The organism is Streptomyces griseofuscus, from assembly GCF_014673495.1.
Classification (GTDB): domain Bacteria; phylum Actinomycetota; class Actinomycetes; order Streptomycetales; family Streptomycetaceae; genus Streptomyces; species Streptomyces murinus.
On the sequence record NZ_CP051006.1, the window covers coordinates 4831337 to 4852727 of the forward strand.

General features: G+C 72.9%; 15 protein-coding genes and 1 pseudogene. 9 read left to right on the forward strand and 7 right to left on the reverse strand.

Features of this window, described 5'->3' with window-relative positions; genetic code table 11:
* Positions 1 to 317: 317 nt before the first annotated feature.
* Both kbpA and afsK read left to right on the forward strand, forming a co-directional pair.
* A pseudogene (kbpA, locus tag HEP81_RS21685) lies at positions 318 to 1010 on the forward strand (AfsK-binding protein KbpA); the annotation flags it as partial.
* A 148-nt stretch (positions 1011 to 1158) separates the two neighbouring features.
* A complete protein-coding gene (afsK, locus tag HEP81_RS21690; RefSeq protein WP_037657804.1) occupies positions 1159 to 3534 on the forward strand; it encodes a protein serine/threonine kinase AfsK in 2376 nt (791 codons plus the stop codon).
* 237 nt (positions 3535 to 3771) lie between these two features.
* On the opposite strand, the gene HEP81_RS21695 is transcribed toward afsK, so the two are convergent.
* The 3 genes from HEP81_RS21695 to HEP81_RS21705 are packed head-to-tail and all read right to left on the reverse strand — an operon-like array spanning position 3772 to position 6110.
* A complete protein-coding gene (locus HEP81_RS21695; RefSeq protein WP_037657802.1) occupies positions 3772 to 4557 on the reverse strand; it encodes an enoyl-CoA hydratase/isomerase family protein in 786 nt (261 codons plus the stop codon).
* Positions 4542 to 4949 (reverse strand): Zn-ribbon domain-containing OB-fold protein, encoded by a 408-nt coding sequence (locus tag HEP81_RS21700; protein ID WP_037657849.1) that lies wholly within the window; start codon positions 4947 to 4949, stop codon positions 4542 to 4544. Before HEP81_RS21700 ends, HEP81_RS21695 begins: the two co-directional genes overlap by 16 nt.
* A 6-nt stretch (positions 4950 to 4955) precedes the next feature.
* Entirely contained in the window at positions 4956 to 6110 is a 1155-nt protein-coding gene (locus HEP81_RS21705; RefSeq protein ID WP_037657800.1) for a lipid-transfer protein, read from the reverse strand.
* A 115-nt stretch (positions 6111 to 6225) separates the two neighbouring features.
* On the opposite strand from HEP81_RS21705, the gene HEP81_RS21710 reads away from it, so the two are divergent.
* Positions 6226 to 7836 carry a FadD3 family acyl-CoA ligase gene (locus tag HEP81_RS21710; RefSeq protein WP_051850294.1) on the forward strand — a complete coding sequence of 537 codons (1611 nt, stop codon included), beginning with the start codon at positions 6226 to 6228 and terminating at the stop codon, positions 7834 to 7836.
* A 467-nt stretch (positions 7837 to 8303) separates the two neighbouring features.
* Here the strand turns inward: HEP81_RS21710 and HEP81_RS21715 are convergent, their stop codons facing one another.
* Together HEP81_RS21715 and afsR are read right to left on the reverse strand one after the other, a co-directional pair.
* Positions 8304 to 8510, reverse strand: coding sequence for a hypothetical protein (locus tag HEP81_RS21715; protein ID WP_037657796.1), 207 nt, complete (start codon positions 8508 to 8510; stop codon positions 8304 to 8306).
* A 205-nt stretch (positions 8511 to 8715) separates the two neighbouring features.
* Positions 8716 to 11679 carry an SARP-family global regulator AfsR gene (afsR, locus tag HEP81_RS21720; protein WP_078967465.1) on the reverse strand — a complete coding sequence of 988 codons (2964 nt, stop codon included), beginning with the start codon at positions 11677 to 11679 and terminating at the stop codon, positions 8716 to 8718.
* Between the two features lie 188 nt (positions 11680 to 11867).
* On the opposite strand from afsR, the gene HEP81_RS21725 reads away from it, so the two are divergent.
* The 6 genes from HEP81_RS21725 (at position 11868) to HEP81_RS21750 (ending at position 19233) form a co-directional block, all read left to right on the forward strand.
* Positions 11868 to 13103, forward strand: a complete 1236-nt coding sequence (locus HEP81_RS21725; RefSeq protein ID WP_037657794.1) for an amidohydrolase family protein — start codon at positions 11868 to 11870, stop codon at positions 13101 to 13103.
* A complete protein-coding gene (locus HEP81_RS21730; RefSeq protein WP_243279514.1) occupies positions 13100 to 14026 on the forward strand; it encodes a TIGR03619 family F420-dependent LLM class oxidoreductase in 927 nt (308 codons plus the stop codon). Before HEP81_RS21725 ends, HEP81_RS21730 begins: the two co-directional genes overlap by 4 nt.
* Positions 14027 to 14037: 11 nt before the next feature.
* On the forward strand, positions 14038 to 14805 hold the full coding sequence (locus HEP81_RS21735) for an SDR family NAD(P)-dependent oxidoreductase (RefSeq protein WP_037657790.1): 768 nt from the start codon (positions 14038 to 14040) through the stop codon (positions 14803 to 14805).
* 85 nt (positions 14806 to 14890) lie between these two features.
* The gene (locus tag HEP81_RS21740) at positions 14891 to 16009 is read left to right on the forward strand and encodes an LLM class flavin-dependent oxidoreductase (RefSeq protein ID WP_037657788.1); all 1119 of its coding nucleotides are present in this window, start codon (positions 14891 to 14893) and stop codon (positions 16007 to 16009) included.
* Between the two features lie 15 nt (positions 16010 to 16024).
* Positions 16025 to 17755, forward strand: a complete 1731-nt coding sequence (locus HEP81_RS21745; protein WP_037657787.1) for an N-acyl-D-amino-acid deacylase family protein — start codon at positions 16025 to 16027, stop codon at positions 17753 to 17755.
* Entirely contained in the window at positions 17650 to 19233 is a 1584-nt protein-coding gene (locus HEP81_RS21750) for an aldehyde dehydrogenase family protein (RefSeq protein ID WP_078967464.1), read from the forward strand. The genes HEP81_RS21745 and HEP81_RS21750 overlap by 106 nt, the downstream gene beginning before the upstream one ends.
* 40 nt (positions 19234 to 19273) lie before the next feature.
* Here the strand turns inward: HEP81_RS21750 and HEP81_RS21755 are convergent, their stop codons facing one another.
* Both HEP81_RS21755 and HEP81_RS21760 read right to left on the reverse strand, forming a co-directional pair.
* Complete coding sequence (locus HEP81_RS21755) at positions 19274 to 19666, reverse strand: nitroreductase/quinone reductase family protein (protein WP_037657786.1); 393 nt, start codon at positions 19664 to 19666, stop codon at positions 19274 to 19276.
* Between the two features lie 93 nt (positions 19667 to 19759).
* Positions 19760 to 21307 carry a CehA/McbA family metallohydrolase gene (locus HEP81_RS21760; RefSeq protein WP_037657784.1) on the reverse strand — a complete coding sequence of 516 codons (1548 nt, stop codon included), beginning with the start codon at positions 21305 to 21307 and terminating at the stop codon, positions 19760 to 19762.
* Positions 21308 to 21391: the final 84 nt, after the last annotated feature.

The following is a 21391-nucleotide window of genomic DNA, read 5'->3' on the forward strand; positions in this document are numbered from 1 at the left end:
GATGGGAGCGCGATTCGGCCGACTGCAAATGGGGTGCGCGGGCCCATCGAGCCTGGTGTGCCTGGTCTGCGCGCTGCGCGACACCCGGTTACTTTGACGACATGGCCGAAAACAGGGCATCCACGAACGAAGAGCCACACGAGGGTGGCAAACCGGCCTCGGCCCCGCCCCCAGCCCCCACCGAGAACCCGTCCCGCACCGAATCTCCCACGGGATCCGCCGCCGGATCCCCGGGCGGACCCCCTGCCGAGGCTCCCCCCGAATCCGCCGCCGAAGCCCGGGCCGAACCCCCCGCCGAGGAGCCGGGCCCCTACCCCGAGGGCACCCCCTGCTGGCTCGACGCGCAGTTGTCCGACGTCGAAGGCGGCAAGCGGTTCTACGGGGAGCTCTTCGGCTGGACCTTCCAGGAGGGGGAGGGCGGCTCCGTGTGGGCCAGGCTGGAGGGGCGGCCGGTGGCGCAGCTGGGGCGGAAGGCGGACGGGCGGATGCCCACCGTCTGGACGGTGTACTTCGCCACGCCGGACATCCAGACGCTCAGCCGGCGGATCACCGCGGCCGGCGGACAGCTGGTCGTGGCGCCGTACCCGGTCGCCGAACTCGGCCGGGCCGCCCTCGTCGCCGACCCCGAGGGCGCGGTGTTCGGGCTGTGGCAGGCGCGCAGGCACCCCGGATTCGGGTTGCGCCACGCACCCGGCACCTTCGTCTGGGCCGAGCTGTACACCCGCGACACCACCGGCGCGAACACCTTCTACGGCGGTCTGTTCCACCATGCCCTGTTCGCCCCCGGCGCCGACCCCGACTTCGGCCGCGCCGACGTCACCGATGTCTTCCCCGCCGAGATGCCCCCGCACATCCTCGCCCACTTCCGCGTCACCGGCCTCGACGAGGCGCTCGGCACCGTCCGGCGGCTCGGTGGACGGGTGCAGGCGCCCCCGTTCGAGGCGTCGTACGGACGGGTGGCCGTCGTCACCGACAATCAAGGGGCGTCGTTCGCCCTGCTGGAGCGGTAGGACATTCCGATTTGTCCCCGGGTTCGCAACCGGCCGCCCGGCCAGGAAGAATCGGGGTCCGTGCCGTCATGGCGGTGCGGTGGTGAGACGCTGCACTTTGGTCGCGTAAAAGGGGCCGGCGCGGCCGGTACGGGGAGGTGGCAGGCAAGTGGATCAGCTGACGCAGCACGATCCGCGGCGGATCGGGCCGTTCGAGGTGCTGGGCCGGCTGGGTGCCGGCGGCATGGGGCTGGTCTATCTCGCGCGCTCGGCGTCCGGTCGACGGGTCGCGATCAAGACGGTGCGCACGGAACTGGCCGAGGACCAGCTGTTCCGCGTCCGCTTCACCCGTGAGGTGGAGGCGGCCCGCGCGGTCTCGGGCTTCTACACGGCCGCCGTGGTCGACGCCGACCCGCGCGCCGCCGTGCCGTGGCTGGCCACCGCCTATGTGCCCGCGCCCTCCCTCGAGGAGATAGTGAACGAGTGCGGGCCGCTGCCCGCGCAGGCCGTGCGCTGGCTCGCCGCGGGTGTCGCCGAGGCCCTCCAGTCCATCCACGGCGCCGGCCTGGTCCACCGCGACCTCAAGCCGTCCAATGTGCTCGTGGTCGAGGACGGCCCCCGGGTGATCGACTTCGGCATCGCGTCCGGCGTCTCGAACACCCGTCTGACGATGACGAACGTCGCCGTCGGCACCCCCGCCTACATGTCCCCGGAGCAGGCCAAGGACTCCCGCAGCGTCACCGGCGCCAGCGATGTCTTCTCGCTCGGCTCCATGCTGGTCTTCGCGGCCACCGGGCACCCGCCCTTCCACGGCGCGAACCCGGTCGAGACCGTGTTCATGCTGCTGCGCGAGGGCCCCGACCTCACCGGTCTGCCGGACGAGCTGCGCCCGCTCATCGAGCTCTGCATGCAGATGGAGGCCCCCGGCCGCCCGTCGCCCGCCGATCTCCAGGCCCAGCTCGCGCCGCATCTCTTCGGTTCCGGCTCGGACGACAGCGGCACCGCCTCCGCCTGGCTGCCCGATCACGCGGTGGCCCTGATCGAGTCCCGCCGCGGCGGCCGCCCGGCCCCCAAGCCCGCCCCGGCGACGACCGCCCACGGACCGCGCCCGACCGGACCCGGGCCGCGCCCCACCGCGGGTCCGGTCGTCCCGCCGCCGCCCGCGTACGACCCGCCGGTCCCGTCGGCCTCCTTCGCGGCCCCGGCCGCCGCCCCCGACACCGGCCCGGTCCGGCTACCCGGCGCCCCGGTCCCGATCGGCCCGGGACCGCGGGTGGCCGATGCCCGCGCCGCCGCCGTCAAGGCGCCCCCGCCGGAGGCCGGACTGGTCGCCAACTGGTCCCGTCCGCGCCCCGGAGTGGCCGGCGCCGACCCCGCCGTACCCGCCGCCCCGGCCGGCCCACCGGAGCAGACGAGCGGCTGGCGCCCCTGGCGTTTCCGCATGTCGAACGATGTCTGGGGCACCCCCTCCGTCGACGGCGACCTCGTCTACGTCACCTCCTTCGAGGTGCACGCCCTCGATGTGGGCACCGGGCGGCGCCGGTTCAAGACGCGGGACGTGGCCTGGTCCATGGCGGTCGCGGACGGGCGGGTGCACGCCTCCGACGGCCCCACCCTGTTCGCCCTGGACGCCCGCGAGGGCACCGATCTGTGGCGGCTGTCCACGGACGCCTGGGTGTACTCCCTCAAGGCCGACCACGGCACCGTCGTCACCGGCACCCGGGGCGGCGGCGTCCAGGCCTGGGAGGCGTCGAACGGGCAGCGGCTGTGGGAGATCAGCGGCTGCCAGACCGACTTCGAGACCGCCGAGGCGGGCCCGCTCGTCCATGACGGCACGGTCTACGTCTGGCAGGACGCCCGGCTGCGCGCGCTGGACGCCCGCACCGGCGACGAGCGCTGGGCGTACCCGATCGGCGACGCGGCCTCCTGCGGCGGTGTCCCGGTCCGGATCACCCCGGCGCCCGACGGCTATGTGTACCTCTCCGCAGGCAGCCGGGTGCTTGCCGTCGATGCGGTCAGCGGCATGGTGCGCTGGCACTTCGAGGCGCCCGCGGTCTTCCTGAGCCCGCCCGCCTTCGCGCCGGGTCCCGCCGTCACCGGCGGCGGTGTCTACCTCGCCGACTACCTCGGCACGGTCTACGCCCTCGACGCCACCGACGGCCGCGACCGCTGGCGCATCGCCACCGAGGCCCGCTCCTCCGTCGAGCCGGTCCTGGTCGCCGCCGGACACGTCCATGTCGGCAGCGGCAAGGGGCTGTACACCCTGGACGCGGTCACCGGCACCCCCAAGTGGCGCTTCCAGGCGGGCGGGGACGTGGTGGGCGCCCCGGCGGTCGCGGAGGGCCGGATCCACTTCGGCTCCACCGACCATCTGCTCTACACCCTCAAGGCCGACGACGGCCGGCTCCGCTGGAAGCTGGCCACCGGCGGCGAGATCACCGGCTCCCCGGTGGTCAGGGACGGCGTGGTGTACGCGTGCAGCAAGGACCGCTGTGTGTACGCGCTGGACGCGGAGAAGGGCACGGGGACGGCTCGTACGGCCTGACACGCGTGACGCGTGACGTGACGGCCGTCGTACCGGTTCACGGAAAGGGCTCCGGACGGCGGCCGTCCCAGGCCCGACGCTACCCGGCGTGCCGGAACCCCGCCAGGTGGTGAACGCCGCTGGGCAGGGCGGTCGTCATGCCCATGCCTACACGGACACGTACGGCGAGGGGGCCGCACAGGTTCGGCCGGCCACTGCGACGCCGACCCGGAGGCGGACCCGGCCGACTGACCCCCCTCACCGCACCCGGAACCCCCGCCGCCGCGCCGCGAACAGCTCCGCCTGCCGGTCGGGCGGGAGGTTGCCGAGGGCGATGAGGTGCGGGGCCTGTGCGAAGGCCGGTGCGCGGGCGGCCTCGCGCGCCGCCCACAGGGCCCGTACGGTCCCCTGCACCCCCGCCGGCGGATACCCGGCGAGCACCTCGGCACAGCGCACGGCGGCCGCCAACGGATCGCCGTCCGCCGCGAGTTCGGACACCAGCCCGATCGCATGCGCCCGCTCGGCGGAGACCCGCTCGGCCGTCCCCATGAGCATCATCCGGGCCGCCTCCCCGTACGGCATCCGCTCGGCCATGAGCATGGACTCGTACGCGCTGACCATGCCGTACGTCGTGTGCGGATCGAAGAACTCCGCCGTGCGGTCCGCGACCACGAACTCGCACTCGCCCAGCAGATAGAAGGCCCCGCCGCACACCATCCCGCGCACCGCCGCGACGACCGGCTTCCACAGCCCGTTCGCCTTCGGTCCGACGCCCAGCAGCGGATCGTCCTGCGCGTACGGCGACGACGGCTGCGGTACGACGCTGTCCCGGTCGATCCCCGTACAGAACGCCCGCTCCCCGGCCCCGGTGAGCACGACGGCTCGCACGGAGTCGTCGAACCTCAACCGACGCCAGGTGTCGCCAAGTTGCCGGACCATCTCCAGATCGATGGCGTTGAGCCGCTCGGGCCGGTCCAGGGTGACGACGGCGACCCCGGTGTCCTCGTCGGTCGCCAGGCGCACGGTGTTCACACGAGCACCCACTGCGGCAGCCCCTCGTGGAACACCGCCCGCACCCGGGCGCCGATCCGAATGCGCCCCGGATCGAGGGAGCCGAGCGGCGCACCGGCCCCGGTGACCAGATTGCCGACCAGCCGGATCCGCGGGGCCTCCGCCAGCTCCACCACGACCACGTTGTACGGCGCCTGTTCCGCGTACGCGGGCAGCAGCGGCGGGTGCGGGACGACGTACGACCACACGCGCCCGCGCCCCGACATGAGCCGCCACTCGCTCGCGAACGACCGGCAGTGCGGGCAGCAGGGGCGGGGCGGGAAGCGGGGCTCGCCGCACTCCCCGCAGGTCTGCACGCGCAGTTCGCCGCGGGCCGCGTACTCCCAGAAGGGCGCGCCGTCGGCGTCGGTGGCCGGCTTCAGCATCATGGCTCAACTCCTCAGCAGCAGCGCGGAGGTGGGGACGCTCTCGCCCGCGGTGACCAGGCAGGTGGCGGCGCCGGGGACCTGCGCGGTGCTGGTGCCGCGCAGTTGCTTCACCCCTTCGGTGATGAGGTTGAAGCCATGCACATAGCCCTCGGAGAGCCCGCCGCCCCCGGTGTTGAGGGGCAGCCGGCCGCCGATCTCCAGGGCGCCCTGCTCGGTGAAGGCGCCGCCCTCTCCTCGCCCGCAGAAGCCATAGCCCTCCAGGGAGAGCGGGACGAGGATGCTGAACCCGTCGTAGATCTGGGCCACGTCCACGTCGTCCGGGGTGAGATCGGCGTGCTTCCACAGATGGCGGGCGGTGGTCCAGGAGGGGCCGGTGAGCGGATCGTCGTTCCAGTAGTTGACCATGCCGTGGTGCTGGGCGGGCAGGCCCTGGGCGGCGGCGTGGACGTACACGGGCCTGCGGCGGCAGTCCCGGGCCCGCTCCCGCCCGACGACGACACACGCCAACGCGCCGTCCGTCTCAAGGCAGTTGTCGAAGAGGCAGAGGGGCTCGCTGATCCACCGGGAGGTCATGTACAGCTCGCGGGTGAGCGGGCGGTCGTACATCACGGCGGCCGGGTTCTGGTTGGCTCGGTTCCGGCAGGCGAGGGCGACGTTGAAGAGGTGGTCGCGGGTGGCGCCGTACTCGTGCATGTACCGGCGCGCCAGCATGGCCGTCTCGTCCGCGGGCCGCAGCAGCCCGAAGGGCCGGGTCCACTGGGCGGGGGTGGGGAGTTGGCCGGTGGCTCCGGTCCACGGCCGGGGCCCGCTGCCGCGTTTGCGGGAGCGCCAGGCGACACCCACGGTGGCCTGTCCGGCGGCGATGGCGGTGGCGAGGTGGGCGACGGTGGCGCAGGAGCCGCCGCCTCCGTAACCCACTTTGCCGAAGTAGGTGAGATCCCCGAACCCCACCGCCTTCGCCAGCTCCACCTCGTCCGTCTCCTCCATCGTGTACGAGGCCAGGGCGTCGACCTCGCCGGGCGCGATCCCGGCGTCGTCCAGCGCGGCGAGCACGGCCCGGCAGGCGAGCGTTCTCTCGTCCTCCGGAAGGTGCTTGGCGAACGCGGTCTGTCCGATCCCGACGATGGCCGTGGCGTCCTTGAGTCCCGTCCCCGCCATGGCGTGGGCCCCCCTTCCCTTAGCTGACAGCCCGTCAGATTACAGCTAATCTGACGCCAAGTCAGCTACCGGGGTCTCGGCAGCTACGGGGATCGCGCGGTCGGGGAGGCCGATCATGGGCGAGTGGCATACCATCCCGGCCCTGGTGCGGTGGTCGGCCGCGCGGTACGCCTCCCAGGAGGCGGTGGTGGAGGGCCGTACCCGCATCACCTACGCCGAGTTGGGCGCCCGGATCGAACGCGCGGCGGCCGCCTGTCTGGCGAGCGGGGTGGCGCCGGGCGACCGGGTGGCCGTGTGGGCCCCCAACTCCCTCGACTGGATCGTCGCGGCGCTGGGCGCGGTGTCGGCGGGCGGGGTCCTGGTGCCGCTGAACACCCGCTTCAAGGGCGGCGAGGCGGTGGACGTGCTGCGCGGGAGCCGGGCGCGGCTGCTGTTCGTGACGGGCCCCTTCCTCGGCACGTCGTACGTCGCGGCGCTGCGCCGCGCGGCGGGCTCCGGCACCGGCTCCGGCCCGCTGCCGGGGGTGCCCTCGCTGCGGGAGGTGGTGGTGCTGTCGGGGGAGGCGCCGCCGGAGTTCCGCACCTGGCGGCAGTTCCTGGCGGCGGGGGAGGGCATCGGCTCGGCCGAAGTCGCTTCTCGTTCCGCTTCGTTGTCCGGCGACTCGGTGTCGGACATCGTCTTCACCTCGGGTACGACGGGCCGTCCCAAGGGCGCGGTGATCACGCACGGCCAGACGCTGCGGGCGTACGAGACCTGGACGGATCTGGCGGGGCTGCGGTCGGCGGACCGCTATCTGATCATCAACCCCTTCTTCCACACGTTCGGTTACAAGGCCGGGGTGCTCGCCTGTCTGATGCGCGGGGCGACGATGATCCCGCAGCCGGTGTTCGACGTGGACACGACGCTGGCCCATATGACGGCGGAACGCGTCTCCGTCCTCCCCGGCCCGCCGACCCTGCACCAGACCCTCCTGGACCACCCCGCCCGCGCCGCGCACGACCTGTCCGCGCTGCGGCTGGTGGTGACCGGCGCGGCGATGATCCCGCTGCGCCTGGTGGAACGCCTGCGCACGGAGCTGGGCGTCGGTACGGTCCTCACCGCGTACGGCCTCTCGGAGGCGACCGGGATGGTCACGATGTGCCGGCGCGGCGACGAGCCCTCGGTGATCGCGGCGACGTCGGGGCGGGCGATCCCCGGGGTGGAGGTGCGCGTGGTGTCACCGGCCGGTGCGGCGGTCCCCGCCGGGTCGCCGGGCGAGATCTGGGTGCGGGGCTTCAACGTGATGCGCGGCTACGACGCGGACGGGCCGGCCACGGCGGAGGCCATCACGCCGGAGGGGTGGCTGCGCACGGGTGACATCGGGGTGCTGGACGAGGCGGGCAATCTGCGGGTGACGGACCGCCTGAAGGACATGTTCACCGTCGGCGGCTTCAACGCCTACCCCGCCGAGATAGAACGCCTGCTCTCCACCCACCCCGAGGTCGCCGACGCCGCCGTGGTCGGCATCCCCCACCCCCGCCTCGGCGAGGTCCCCAAGGCCTACGTCGTCCGCCACCCCACCTCCCACCTCACCGCCACCGACCTGATCACCTGGTCCCGCGGCACCATGGCGAACTACAAGGTGCCGAGAGAGATCGAGTTCCTCCCGGAACTACCGAGGAACGCGAGCGGGAAGGTGGTGAAGGGGGTGCTGCGGGGACGGGGGAGTGCCTACTCGTTCGGGTGAGACACCAGCGCTCGCCCTCCGCGCCCGGCCGACCGCTCGTTGACCACATCGCCGAGCTGGACACGAGAGAGTACGAATGAGCACCGTCCGCTGGGCGGACAGTTGCGTGTGGTCGCGGACTTCGGGGACACGCAGTACACGGTGGCCTGAACCCCGCCCCGCGCGCGGCGACCTGCCCCCGGACACGCGTCGGCCGCGACGGCTCCCCCTCCGCGCCGCCGCGGCCGATCCCCCGTTTGTGGCTCCCTCGGACCGCTCCCCGGATCCGGCCCCCGTCGGGCCGTTCCCCCCCGTTGCGGTCCCCTTGAACCATTCCCCCGATGCGGCCCCCCGGGACCACCCCGTTGCGGTCCCCCCCCGGGACCACCCCCGTTGTGATCCCCCCCGGGACCCATCCCCGTTGTGATCCCCCCGGGACCCATCCCCCGTCGCGGCTCCCCCGAGCCGCCCCCGGCGGGGGAGAGTGCTTACGCCTTCTCGGAACCGGCGTGGTTCTCCGCCGGCTTCACGATGTCCTCGGCCACGAGACCCGCGTGGTTCTCGAGCGGCTTGATGGTTTCGTTGCCCGCCACGGCGCCGGCGTGGTTCTCCAGCGGCTTGACGGTGGCGCCGGAGTCCGGGCTGCCGGCGTGGTTCTCCATGGTGCTGATCTTCTTCTTCGCGGTCTCGCTCATCGTCGGCAACTTCCTGTCGGCGTCCTGAAAGGGCGATTGAACCGTCCGGCGACTCCCCCGGGTGCCGCCGGACGGATTTGGAGGCCGTCACCCTAACGGTGAGACCAGGCGCCGGTTCGTCTGGCCCCCCGCCGCGACGAACCGGCACTCATGAGAATGGGGTGCGGCGATAAACAAACAATGAACGCCGGACCGGTGCGGCCCGTCAGGCCGCCGCTGCGGGACTGAGGAAGGCCCGCACCTGCTCGGCCTCGGCCGCGCCCGACCGCTCGTGCTCGGCGAGCGCCTCCTGCCAGCACGCGCGGGCCCGGTCCGTCTGCCCGAGGCGGCTGAGTGCCTGCCCCAGCGTCGTCAGCACGTTGGCCCGCATCCAATCACCTCCGATGACGCGAAGCGCAAGAGCCTGCTCGGCGTGGCGCGCCGCCAGCGCGTACTGGCCGCAGGCGAAGTGGGCTTCTGCGATACGGAAGTTGGCCGTACCCTCCCACAGGCGCTGCCTGTTCTCCTGGAACAGCCGCAGCGCCTCGTGCAGTTGGTCCAGTGCCTCGCCGCCCCGGTCCGCCGCGTTCAACGCGATGCCCAGGGCGAGCCGTGCGTTGGCCACCCGCAGCGTCATGCCGAGCTGGTCGTAGACGGCCAGGCCCTGCCGTGCCAGCTCGACCGCGCTCTCCAGCCGACCGAGTTTGACGTGGATCCGGGAGAGGTTGCACAGGGCGCTCGCCTCACCCGGGAGGTTGCCGTCGGCCCGGTAGTTGGTGATCGCCTCCCGCAGATGCCGGGCGCCGTCGTCGTTGCGGCCCTGGTAGAGGGCGATGATGCCGCGGTCGTTGGGAACCCAGCAGCACGGCGCGAGATCGTTCGCCGCCTGCGCCAGCTGGATGGCCAGCCGGGCCTCCTCATCGGCCTGGTTGAACCGGTCGGACACCAGCAGCGCGTTGGTCAGGGCGGTGCGCGCACGGCCCTCGGCCCGCTGGTCGCCCGCGTCCCGCGCCATGTCCCGCACGGCGACGGCGGTCGTCTCGTACTGGTAGGCATTGGCACCCGACTCGGCCAGGTCCTTGGCCACCCACAGCAGATCGACGGACCGTCTGAGCATGCCCTGGCCGGCGCTCTGCCGGACACACGCCAGCAGGCAGTCCCCCTCGGCGTGCAGCCAGTCGACGGCGCCCTTGGAGTCGCCGAAGGACAGACCTGGATGCCGCGTCGGCTCCAGATGGTCCACCAACCGGTCGCCCGGTCTCTCGATCGCGTACACCCCCGCCGCCGTCGCCAGATAGAAGTCCAGCAACCGCGACATCGCCGCCCCCCGCTCGCTCGGCGGCTGTTCGTCGCGTTCCGCGCAGGCGCGGGCGTAGAGGCGGACCAGGTCGTGGAAGCGGTAGCGGCCGGGGGCCGCGGACTCCAGGAGGGAGGTGTCGACCAGGGATTCGAGGAGGTCTTCCGTGGACTCCAGCGGGAGGTCGAGGACCGCGGCCGCGGCGGCCAGGGAGATGTCCGGGCCGTCGGCGAGGCCGAGGAGGCGGAAAGCGCGGGCCTGGACGCGGTCGAGCTGGCCGTAGCCGAGCTCGAAGGTCGCCTTCACCGCGAGATCCCCGGCCTGGAGTTCGTCCAGGCGGCGCCGCTCGTCGGCCAGCTTCGCGGCGAGCACCGAGACCGTCCAGGTGCGCCGCGCCGCGAGCCGGGAGGCGGCGATGCGGATGGCCAGGGGCAGGAATCCGCACGCGGCGACGACATCGAGCGCGGCGTCCCGCTCCGGGGTCACCCGCTCCGCGCCGACGATCCGGGTGAACAGCGCCAGCGCCTCGTCGGGGGACATGACATCGAGGTCCACCAGATGCGCCCCGGCCAGCCCCACCATCCGCACCCGGGAGGTGACCAGCGCCGCGCACCCCTCCGTGCCCGGCAGCAGCGGTCGTACCTGCGCCGCGTCCTTCGCGTTGTCCAGCAGGACGAGGACCCGGCGGCCGTCGAGGACGGAGCGGTACAGCGCCGCCCGCTCCTCCAGGGAGTCCGGGATCGCCGAGTCCGCGGTGCCGAGGGCACGCAGGAAGGAGCCGAGGACCGTCTCCGGTTCGGCGGGGCGGGGTCCCGCGCCCTGGAGGTCGACGTAGAGCTGGCCGTCCGGGAAGGAGGTCCGGGCCCGGTGCGCCACATGCACCGCGAGCGTCGTCTTGCCGACACCCCCGATCCCCGCCATCGCGGAGACCGCCATGACGCTGCCCTCCGTCTCCCCGGCCGACGCCAGCACCGCGCTGAGCTCGTCCACGAAGGAGGCGCGGCCCGTGAAGTCCGGTACGGACGCGGGCAGCTGGGCCGGCCGCACCGGCGCCGCGGGCGGTTCCGCGACCGGTGCGGAGGGCTCCGCGAGGGCTGGGTCGGCCTGGAGGATGCGCTGCTGGAGCTCGCGCAGCCCGGGGCGCGGATCGACGCCCAGTTCCTCGGCGAGCAGCCGGCGCGTGTCGGCGTACACCGCGAGGGCCTCCGCCTGCCGGCCGCTGCGGTACAGCGCCAGCATCAGCAGTTCGCGCAGCCGCTCGCGCAGCGGGTGCGCGGCGGTGAGCGCCGTCAGCTCCGACACCGCCTCCGCGTGGCAGCCCTGTTCCAGGTCCATGTCCAGACGGGACTCCAGCAGACCGAGCCGCCATTCCTCCAGGCGCACCCGCTGCGTCTCCGCGTAAGGTCCGGGCACTCCGGCCAGGGGCTCGCCGTCCCACAGGTCCAGCGCCTCGTTGAGCAGCGCGCGGGCCCGGGTCAGATCCCCGGTGCCGCGTGCCTTCTCCGCCTCCGCGCCGAGGTCCTGGGCCTGTACGAGGTCCAGCGCGCCCTCGCCGAGCCCGCGTATCGCGTACCCGCCGGACTCGCTCACCAGCACCCCGGGGTCCAGGACCTTGCGCAGCCGGGACGCGTAGGTGCGGACGGCCGCCAGCGCCTGGGACGGCGGTTCGGGCCCCCACAGCGCGTCGATCAGCTCCGCCGCCGTGGCCGTACGGCCCTCGCGCAGCAGCAGGGCGGCCAGCAGGGCCCGCTGCTGCGGGGAGCCCGTGGCCAGGGCTTCCTCGCCGCGCCAGGCCCGCACCGGACCGAGCACGCCGAACCGCAGCGCCTCCGGTTCCGCGCTTCTCGCGGAGCCGGAACGCCGCTGCTCAGGCACTCGCGGCCGACCGTCCATGCGTTCGCCCCCTAGGCATCACAGACAACCCCGTCAGTTTGCCTTGTTCCGGCTGGTTGCGTCAGCCGTGCGAGACGCCGATCACAGACCGCCGAGCGGCAGTCCACAAACCCCACACATGCTCTTCGCACATACCGGGCCCTCCGCGACAGCTGACGGTCCGTCAGATCGGCGCTACCGTGGGCGTCATGGACACCCACGCGAGCACGTTTCCGCTGATCATCTCCGTGGACGACCACACCGTGGAGCCCGCGGGCGTCTGGCAGGACCGGCTGCCGGCGCGCTACCAGGACACCGCGCCCCGTGTCGTGCGGGCCCCGCTCAAGGAGATGACCTTCCTCGGCGGCCGCTTCCGGCCGGTCATGGGTGAGCCCGGCGACGAGGGCCCGCTCGGCGACTGGTGGGTCTACGGCGACCTGCGCCGCCCCCTCACCCGCCTCGACACCGCCGTCGGCGTCGACCGCGACGAGGTGCGGCTGGAGGTCATCACCTACGAGCAGATGCGCCCCGGTTCGTACGACGTCCCCGCGCGCCTGGCCGACATGGACGTCAACCATGTGCAGTCCGCGCTGTGTTTCCCCACCTTCCCCCGCTTCTGCGGCCAGACCTTCACCGAGGCCCGCGACCGTGAGCTGGCCCTGCTCTGTGTGCGCGCCTACAACGACTGGATGGTGGAGGAGTGGTGCGGGCCGCGGGCGCGGGGCCGACTGATACCGCTCACCCTCATCCCTTTGTGGGACCCGGAGTTGGCCGCTGCCGAGGTGCGGCGGAACGCGGCGCGCGGGGTGCGGGCCGTCGCCTTCTCCGAGATCCCCCCGCATCTCGGCCTGCCCTCCGTGCACACCGACGCCTGGGACCCCTTCCTGGCCGCCTGCGACGAGACCGGCACGGTCGTGGCCATGCACATCGGCTCCAGCAGCCGGATGCCCTCCACCTCCGCCGACGCCCCACCCGCAGTCGGCTCCGTCATCACCTTCGCCAACTGCTGCTTCTCCATGGTCGACTGGCTGATGAGCGGCAAGTTCGAACGCTTCCCGAACCTCAGAGTGATGTACGCCGAGGGGCAGATCGGCTGGATCCCGTACATCCTGGAACGCGCCGACGTGGTGTGGGAGGAGAACCGCGGCTGGGGCGGGGTCGCCGACAAGGTCACCCGGCCGCCGTCCGAGCTGTTCGCCGAGCACGTCTACGGCTGCTTCTTCGACGACGCCTTCGGCCTGCGCAACCTCGACTCCATCGGCCTCGGCAACGTCCTGTACGAGACCGACTACCCGCACTCCGACTCCACCTGGCCCAAGTCCCGCGAGGTCGGCGAGGCCCAGATGGGGCACCTCCCGGCGGACGTGGTGGAGCGGATCGTACGGGGCAACGCGATCGAACTGCTGGAGCTGACCTCGGACGGCCTGTGGCAGGGGCCCGCGTGAGTCTCACCCACGGCATCCAGCTGCCCGTGCAGTCGCAGAGCACCCTGTACGCCGAGGCGTGGGAGGCCGGGGCCGGGCCCGCGGATCTGGTGGCGGTCGCCCAAGCCGCCGACCGGGCCGGCTTCGGCTATCTGGCCTGCTGCGACCATGTGGCCGTGCCGCGCCGGCTCGCCCCGGCCATGGGCACGGTCTGGTACGACCCCGTCGCCACCCTCGCCCACCTCGCCGCCGTCACCGAACGCGTCCGGCTGCTCAGCCATGTCGCCGTGGTGGGCCTGCGCCACCCCCTGCTCACCGCCAAGCAGTACGCCACCCTCGACCGGCTCTCCGGCGGCCGGCTGATCCTCGGCGTGGGCGCCGGACACGTACGGGAGGAATTCGAGGCCGTCGGCGCCGAGTTCGAGCGGCGGGGCGCGGTCCTGGACGAGACGATCGACGCGCTGCGCTCCGCGCTCGGGCCCGCGGAGTACCCCGAACACCACGGCAAGCACTACGACTTCGCCGACCTCGGCCAGCTGCCCCGCCCGGCGCAGCGGCACGTCCCCCTCTGGGTCGGCGGTTCGTCCCCCGCCGCCGTACGCCGGGCCGCGCTGAAGGCGGACGGCTGGCTGCCGCAGGGGGACCCGCGCGGACGGCTGCCCGGACAGCTCGCCCGGATCCGCAGGCTGCGTGAAGGGGCGTCCTTGGACGGGGAGTTCACCGTCGGCGCGATCACGGAGGCGCTGTACGTGGGGGAGCCGGGCTGGGACGTCGGGCCGTGCACCCTCACCGGGGCGCCCGAGGAGATCGCCGGGTCGCTGCGGGCGTACCCGGCGATGGGCGTGGACCAGATCCAGGTGCGGTTCCGCAGCCGGAGCCGGACCGAACTCATCGACCAGATCGGCGCGTTCGGGGCCACCGTCGCGCCGTTGCTCACCGACTGACGAGGAGCGTCATGGGTGAACTGGACGGGCGGGTCGTCGTCATCACCGGCGCGGCGCGCGGGCAGGGTGAGCAGGAGGCGCGGCTCTTCCGGGCGGAGGGCGCGCGGGTCGTCGTCACGGATGTGCTGGACGAACAGGGGCAGGCGCTGGCCAAGGAGATCGGGGCGCTCTACGTCCACCTGGACGTCGGCTCCGAGGACGGCTGGCGGGCGGCCGTCACGGCGGCCAAGGAGGCGTACGGGCGGATCGACGGGCTGGTCAACAACGCGGGCATCCTGCGCTTCAACGCCCTCGTGGACACCCCGCTGGACGAGTTCATGCAGGTGGTCCAGGTCAACCAGGTCGGCTGCTTCCTGGGCATCAGGACGGTGGCGCCGGAGCTGGCGGAGGGCGGCACGATCGTCAACACCGCCTCCTACACGGCGCTGACCGGCATGCCGGCCGTGGGCACGTACGCGGCGACCAAGCACGCCATTCTGGGGCTGACCCGGGTGGCCGCGCTGGAGCTGGCCCCCCGGCGGATACGGGTCAACGCGATCTGCCCGGGCGCCATCGACACCCCCATGTCCAACCCGGCCCGCCTGGACCCGGATGCCGACCCGGAGGAGCTGAACCGGGCGCTGGACGAGCTGTACCGCAAGCTGGTGCCGCTCGGCCGGGTGGGCCGGCCCGAGGAGGTGGCCCGCCTCGCGCTCTTCCTCACCTCGGACGACTCCTCGTACATCACCGGGCAGCCCTTCGTGATCGACGGGGGCTGGCTGGCGGGCGTCGGCTATTGACGGTCGCGGTGGCCGGTGCGACAGTCGGCCTCTATCTGACGGTGTGTCAGATCTGCTCACTCAACCTCTGGGACGGTGAACCGCCGTGGAATTCGGGCTCTTTGTACAGGGATACGTCGGCAAGCGCGCCGAGACCGACCCGCTCGCCGAGCACAAGGCGCTGATGGAGGAGACCGAGTACGTCATCCAGGCGGACCGGTCCGGCTTCAAGTACGCGTGGGCCTCCGAGCACCACTTCCTGGAGGAGTACTCCCATCTCTCCGCCAACGACGTGTTCCTGGGCTACCTGGCACACGCCACCGACCGCATCCACCTCGGCTCCGGGATCTTCAACCCGCTCGCCCCCGTCAACCACCCGGTGAAGGTCGCCGAGAAGGTCGCCATGCTCGACCATCTCACCGAGGGCCGCTTCGAGTTCGGCAGCGGGCGGGGCGCGGGCAGCCACGAGATCCTCGGCTTCCTGCCCGGCATCACCGACATGAACCACACCAAGGAGATCTGGGAGGAGACGATCGCCGAGTTCCCGAAGATGTGGCTCCAGGACGAGTACGAGGGCTTCCAGGGCAAGCACTGGCAGCTCCCGCCGCGCAAGGTCCTGCCGAAGCCGTACGGGAGGTCGCACCCGGCGATGTGGTACGCGGCCGGGTCCCCGGCGTCGTACGCCATGGCCGCGAGGAAGGGGCTCGGCGTGCTCGGCTTCAGCATCCAGAAGGTCGCCGACATGGAGTGGGTGCTGGAGCAGTACAAGACGGCGGTCGTGGACGCCGAGCCGGTGGGGGAGTTCGTCAACGACAACGTGATGGTGACGACGACGGCGATCTGCGCGCCGACCCACGCGGAGGCGATCGAGATCGCGGTGAACGGCGGGCTGCACTATCTGCCCTCGCTGGTCTTCCGCTACCACGACACGTTCCCGCGGCCCGAGGGCTTCCCGGAGTGGCCGGAGACGCTGCCGCCCTACACCCCGGAGTTCGTCGAGCTGCTGATCGAGGAGGAGCTGCTGATCTGCGGCGACCCCGCGGAGGTGCGGCGGCAGTGCGGGCGCTGGGAGGAGGCGGGCGCGGACCAGCTCAGCTTCGGGCTGCCGGTGGGGGTGCCGAAGGAGGAGACGCTCCAGACGATCAGACTGATCGGGGAGCATGTGATCCCAAAGATCGACACGGACCCGGTGCACCGGACGTCGCGGTTCCGGCAGGCGGTCTGAGGGGGTTCGGAGAACATGCTCGATCACCTCATCAAGGACGCCACCGTCGTCGACGGCACCGGCAACCCCGCCTATGTCGCCGACGTCGGCCTGCGCGACGGACGGATCGCCGCCCTCGGCCGGATCGACGCCGAGGCGCGCACCAGCGAGGACGCCCGGGGACTCGTACTCACCCCCGGCTTCGTCGATCCGCACACCCACTACGACGCCCAGCTGTTCTGGGACCCGTACGCCACCCCTTCCCTCAATCACGGGGTGACGACCGTGGCCGCCGGGAACTGCGGGTTCACGCTCGCGCCGCTGCACCCCGGCCGCCCCGAGGACGCCGACTACACCCGGCGGATGATGTCCAAGGTGGAGGGCATGTCCCTGGTCGCGCTGGAGCAGGGCGCGCCCTGGAACTGGCACACCTTCGGGGACTACCTCGACGCCCTGGAGGGGCGGACGGCGGTCAACGTCGGCTTCATGGTGGGGCATTGCGCGCTGCGCCGGTACGTCATGGGCCCGGACGCCGTCGGCGGGCAGCCGGACGAGCAGCAACTGAACGCGATGGTACGGCTGTTGCGCGAGGCCATGGACGCCGGCGCCTGGGGTCTTTCGACCACCCAGTCCCGCACCCACTCCGACGGGGACGGCCGCCCCGTCGCCTCCCGGCACGCCGGACCCGCGGAGCTGATCGCGCTGTCCCGGGCCGTCGGGGAACACGAGGGCACCCAGATCGAGGCGATCGTGGCCGGCTGCCTCGACCAGTTCAGCGACGCCGAGATCGATCTGCTGACCGAGATGAGCGCGGCCGCCGGACGCCCCCTGAACTGGAACGTCCTCACCGTCGACGCCGCCGTGCCCGAACGCGTGCCCCGGCAGCTCGGCGCGAGCGAACGGGCCCGGAAGGCGGGCGGCCGGATCGTCGCCCTCACCATGCCGATCCTCACCCCGATGAACATGTCCCTCGGCACCTTCTGCGCCCTCAACCTCATTCCCGGCTGGGGCGAGATCCTCGGACTCCCGGTCCCCGAACGCATCGCGCGGCTGCGGGACCCCGACGTCCGTGCCGAGCTGCTGCGCCGGGCCCGCTCCAAGGAGGCGGGCGTCTTCCGGCGGCTGGCGAACTTCGGGCGCTACGTCATCGGCGACACCTACAGCGAGGCCAACCGGGGGCTCGGTGGCCGGGTCGTCCGGGACATCGCGGAGGAACGCGGGCAGGACCCCTTCCACTGCCTGGTGGAGATCTGTGCCGCCGACCGGCTGCGTACGGTCCTGTGGCCGATGCCCACCGACAACGACCCCGCCTCCTGGGCCCTGCGCGCCGAGACCTGGCGGCACGAGGACGTGCTGCTCGGCGGCTCCGACGCGGGCGCCCATCTGGACCGGATGTGCGGGGCGCCGTACACCACCCGCTTCCTCGGGGACTGTCTGCGCGGCCGGAAACTCGTCGCTCTGGAGCAGGCCGTGAAGATGCTGACCGACGACCCCGCGCGGCTGTTCGGGCTGCGTGAGCGCGGGCAGATCCAGCGGGGCTGGCACGCGGACCTGGTCCTCCTCGACCCGGAGCGGATCGACGCGGCCCAGGCCCGGCTGGTGCACGATCTGCCGGGGGACAGCCCCCGGCTGGACTCGCGGGCGCTCGGGGTGCGGGCCGTATGGGTCGGCGGGGTGGAGGCGATCCGGGACGACGTGGTGAGCGGGGCCGTACCGGGCAAGGTGCTGCGCTCGGGGCGGGACACCCGGACGGTGAGCACCCGGTGAGCGGCCGGCCCCTCGCGGACCATGGGCTTCTCGCCGGCCAGCGGCTCTTCATCGCGGGGGAGTGGGCCGATCCTGACCTCGGCCACTACCCGGTCACCGACCCCGCCACCGAGGAGACCGTCGGTCACGCCCCCGAGGCCTCGCCTCAGCAGGTCCGGGCGGCCTGCGCGGCGGCCCGCGACGCGTTCGGGCCCTGGTCGCGGACCCGCCCCGAGGAACGGGCCGCGCTGCTCGGCCGCGCGGCCGAGATCATCCGGTCCCGCCTGGTGCCCTACGCCGACCTCGCCACCGCCGAGACGGGCGCCACGACCGGCACGGCCCGCGCCCTCCAGGTCGGCGTCGCCGCCGCCCGCTTCCGCCGCTACGCCCGGGTGGAACCCGCCGAGTGGCCCGTTGTGCCGCAGCTCAACGAGGCCGGGCCGATGGGCGGGGCGGCCGTCATGAGCGCGCTGGCGATCCGGCAGCCCGTGGGCGTCGTCGCCTGCGTCACCTCCTACAACAACCCCTGGGCCAACCCCGCGGGCAAGATCGCCCCCGCGCTCGCCATGGGCAACACGGTCGTGGTCAAACCCGCCCCGCAGGACCCGCTGTCCGTCTACCGGATGGCCGAGGCGCTGGCGGAGGCCGGGGTGCCGCGCGGTGTGGTGAACGTCGTCTCCGGCCGGGCCACCGCGGTCGGCGAGGCGGCGGTGGCCTCGCCCGACGTCGACATGGTCAGCTTCACCGGTTCCACCGCCGTCGGCCGGCGCATCGCGGAGGTGTGCGGCCGGGGCATGAAGCGGCAGCTGATGGAACTGGGCGGCAAGGGCGCCGCGTTGGTGTTCGCCGACGCCGACCTCTCCGCCGCCGTCGCGGGCATCGGCACCACCTTCTCCTTCTACAGCGGCCAGATCTGCACGGCCCCCACCCGGGTCCTGGCCCAACGCCCGGTGTACGACCGCCTGGTCGAGCAACTGGCCGCCTACGCCCGCCGCCTGCCGATCGGCGACCCCCGTGACCCGGCCACGGTCGTCGGGCCGCTCATCTCCGCCGAGCACCGGGCGCGCGTGGAGTCGTACGTCGAACTGGGCCGCAAGGAGGGCGCGGCGGTGGTGACGGGCGGCGAACGCCCACCCCTGGACCGGGGTTTCTACCTCCGCCCCACCCTCCTCGCGGACTGCGCCAACGACATGCGGGTCGCGCGCGAGGAGATCTTCGGGCCCGTGGTCTCCGTGATCCCCTTCGAGGACGAGGACGAGGGCGTGGCCCTCGCCAACGACTCCGACTACGGCCTGATCGACTACGTCTGGTCCGCCGACATCTCCCGCGCCTTCCGCGTCGCCCGCCTCCTGCGCGCCGGCGGCGTGGGCGTCAACACCGTCGCCCGCAACATGGAGGCCCCCTTCGGCGGCTTCAAACAGAGCGGAGTGGGCCGCGACGTGGGCGTGCACGCCCTGCACGCCTACAGCGAGGTGCAGTCGATCGTCTGGCCGGGGTGAGACACCCCCAGCCCACCAGGTCCGCCCGGCGGGCCCGCCCTCAGTCCGCCAAGTCCACCCGGATGGTCAGCAGATCCGTGCCGAGGGCCCGTACCGCTGTGCTGTTGAGCCGGGGCAGGCCCCGCAGCCGGGCTCGTGGATCGTCGTCCGGCAGCAGATGGGCGGTGCCGTGGTGCCACCGTCCCGCGATCCGCACCCGCACCCTGGGGTCGGCCTCGATGTTGCGTACGTACTGCGACCTGTGCCCGAACTCCGACACCAGCCAGAACGCCCCACCGACCCGCCGCCCGCCCACCGGCGTCCGCCGCGGCACCCCGGAGACACGGCCGGTGGTCTCCAGCACGGTCTGCAAGGGGAGCCGTCGGATCAGCGGATTGAGCCGGCGCTGGAAACTGGTCACGATGTGGTGCTTGCGGTCTGCTCGGCCGGTCATGGCTCCGGAACCTCCTGCGGAATCCTGCGGGACGGCGGTTGCTCGGCCCAGGATGCCGCAACCGGCAGCCCCACCGGCACAGGAAGCGCCGTGTCAGGAAGCCCCGAGGAAGACCGGGTTGGTGAACGCCGCCAGCGCCCCCGGCAGCGGGCCCGCCGCCGTCTCGTGGCGGACCTCCGCGCGGACGTACGCCGCGTACGAGGGGGTCGTACGCCATTCGACCGTGCCCGCGCCCGACACCGACAGGGGGTCGCTCGTGTACAGGGTGCCCTCGTCGGTGACGAGGTGGAGGGTGCAGCGGGGCGCGCCGGTGACGGCGAGGCGGACGGTCACCGGGGCGTCGGCCGGCAGCGGCAGCCGCTCCCCGATGCCCGCCCGCTGCCCCCGCCCGCCCGTCGCGGTGAGGGAGACGGTGATGTGCTGGGACTCGGCGACATAGGAGCGGCCCGCGCGGATGCCCTCCTGGACGGCCTCCCGGGTCAGATCGTCGGCGAGGACGACGGTCTGCGGAAGCCCGACCGCGTCCGGATCGCGGTGGGCGTCGCTGTTGCCCATCGCCGGGAGCCAGGGGCGGCCCTGCCGTACCGCGGCGACCAGGAGGTTGTCCCACTCGGCGAGGGTGACCTCGTCGTCGGGCGTGTAGGGGCCGTTCCACACCTCCACCGCGTCCGCCTCGGCGAAGCCGAACTTCCAGCCGCAGCCGACGCAGGTGGCGTGCGGATGGGCCGGTACGACCAGGCCCCCGGCGCGCCGGATGTCGCGGGCGAAGCGGGCCCAGCGGTTGTCGCGGGCACGGTAGCGCCAGTCCACGAAGGTGCCGGGCTCGGTGCCGAGCGCCACCACATGCCCGTTGCGGGTGGTGATCTCCTCGCCGAGCATGATCAGAAGGTCGTCACCGGCCTCGTTAGCCCAATGGGGGTGGGACGTATGGGTGTTGTGGTCCGAGGAGTTGACGAAGTCCAGGCCCGCCGCCCGGGCGAGGGCCGCGATCTCGGCGGGGGTGCGGCGGCCGTCGGAGTACCAGGAGTGCAGATGGCAGTCGCCCCGGTACCAGGCCCGGCCCCGCCCCTTGGCCCGGGACGGCGGGTACACCGGGCGGGGGGTCTCGCCGCTCTCGCCATAGGTCAGGGTGATCGTCAGCTCGTACGACAGCCCCTGTGGCGCCACCGTGTAGGGGCCCAGCGCGATGTGCCAGGTGCCCGCGCGCACCGGTCCCGGCACATAGCCCGGGGTCGCGTCGTCGGTCCGTACGAAGAACTCCGTGCGGGCGCCGCCCGACCAGCCCCGGAAGCCCTTGCCGCCCAGCTCGGTGCCGTGCTGGTCGAAGAGGCCGATGTCGAGCGCGTTGCCCTGGGTGCCGGCCGGGACCGAGGGCCTGTCGTAGGTGTAGGAGACCTTGAACTCCCACACCCCGGAAGGCACTTCGACCGGTACGTACACGAAGTCGGGGGCGCCGGGCGGCAGAGTGCCCCGCACCGTCCGCGTCTCCTGGCCCTGGCTCTGACCTCGGCCCTGACCTTGGCCCTGACCGTCCGCCGCCGCGAAGTTCACGGATCCCAACGTAAGGGCAGCGGCGGCGCCGGTCACGAACAGCGCGCGCCTGGCGATTCCCCCGGCGTGATCGTGCGTGTCGTCACACATGGCCCTCATTGTGGGGGCCGTACGTGAACTCCCCCAGAAGAAAAGGAGACGGGGTCCACGCCATCGCGGGACCGCCCCCTCGCC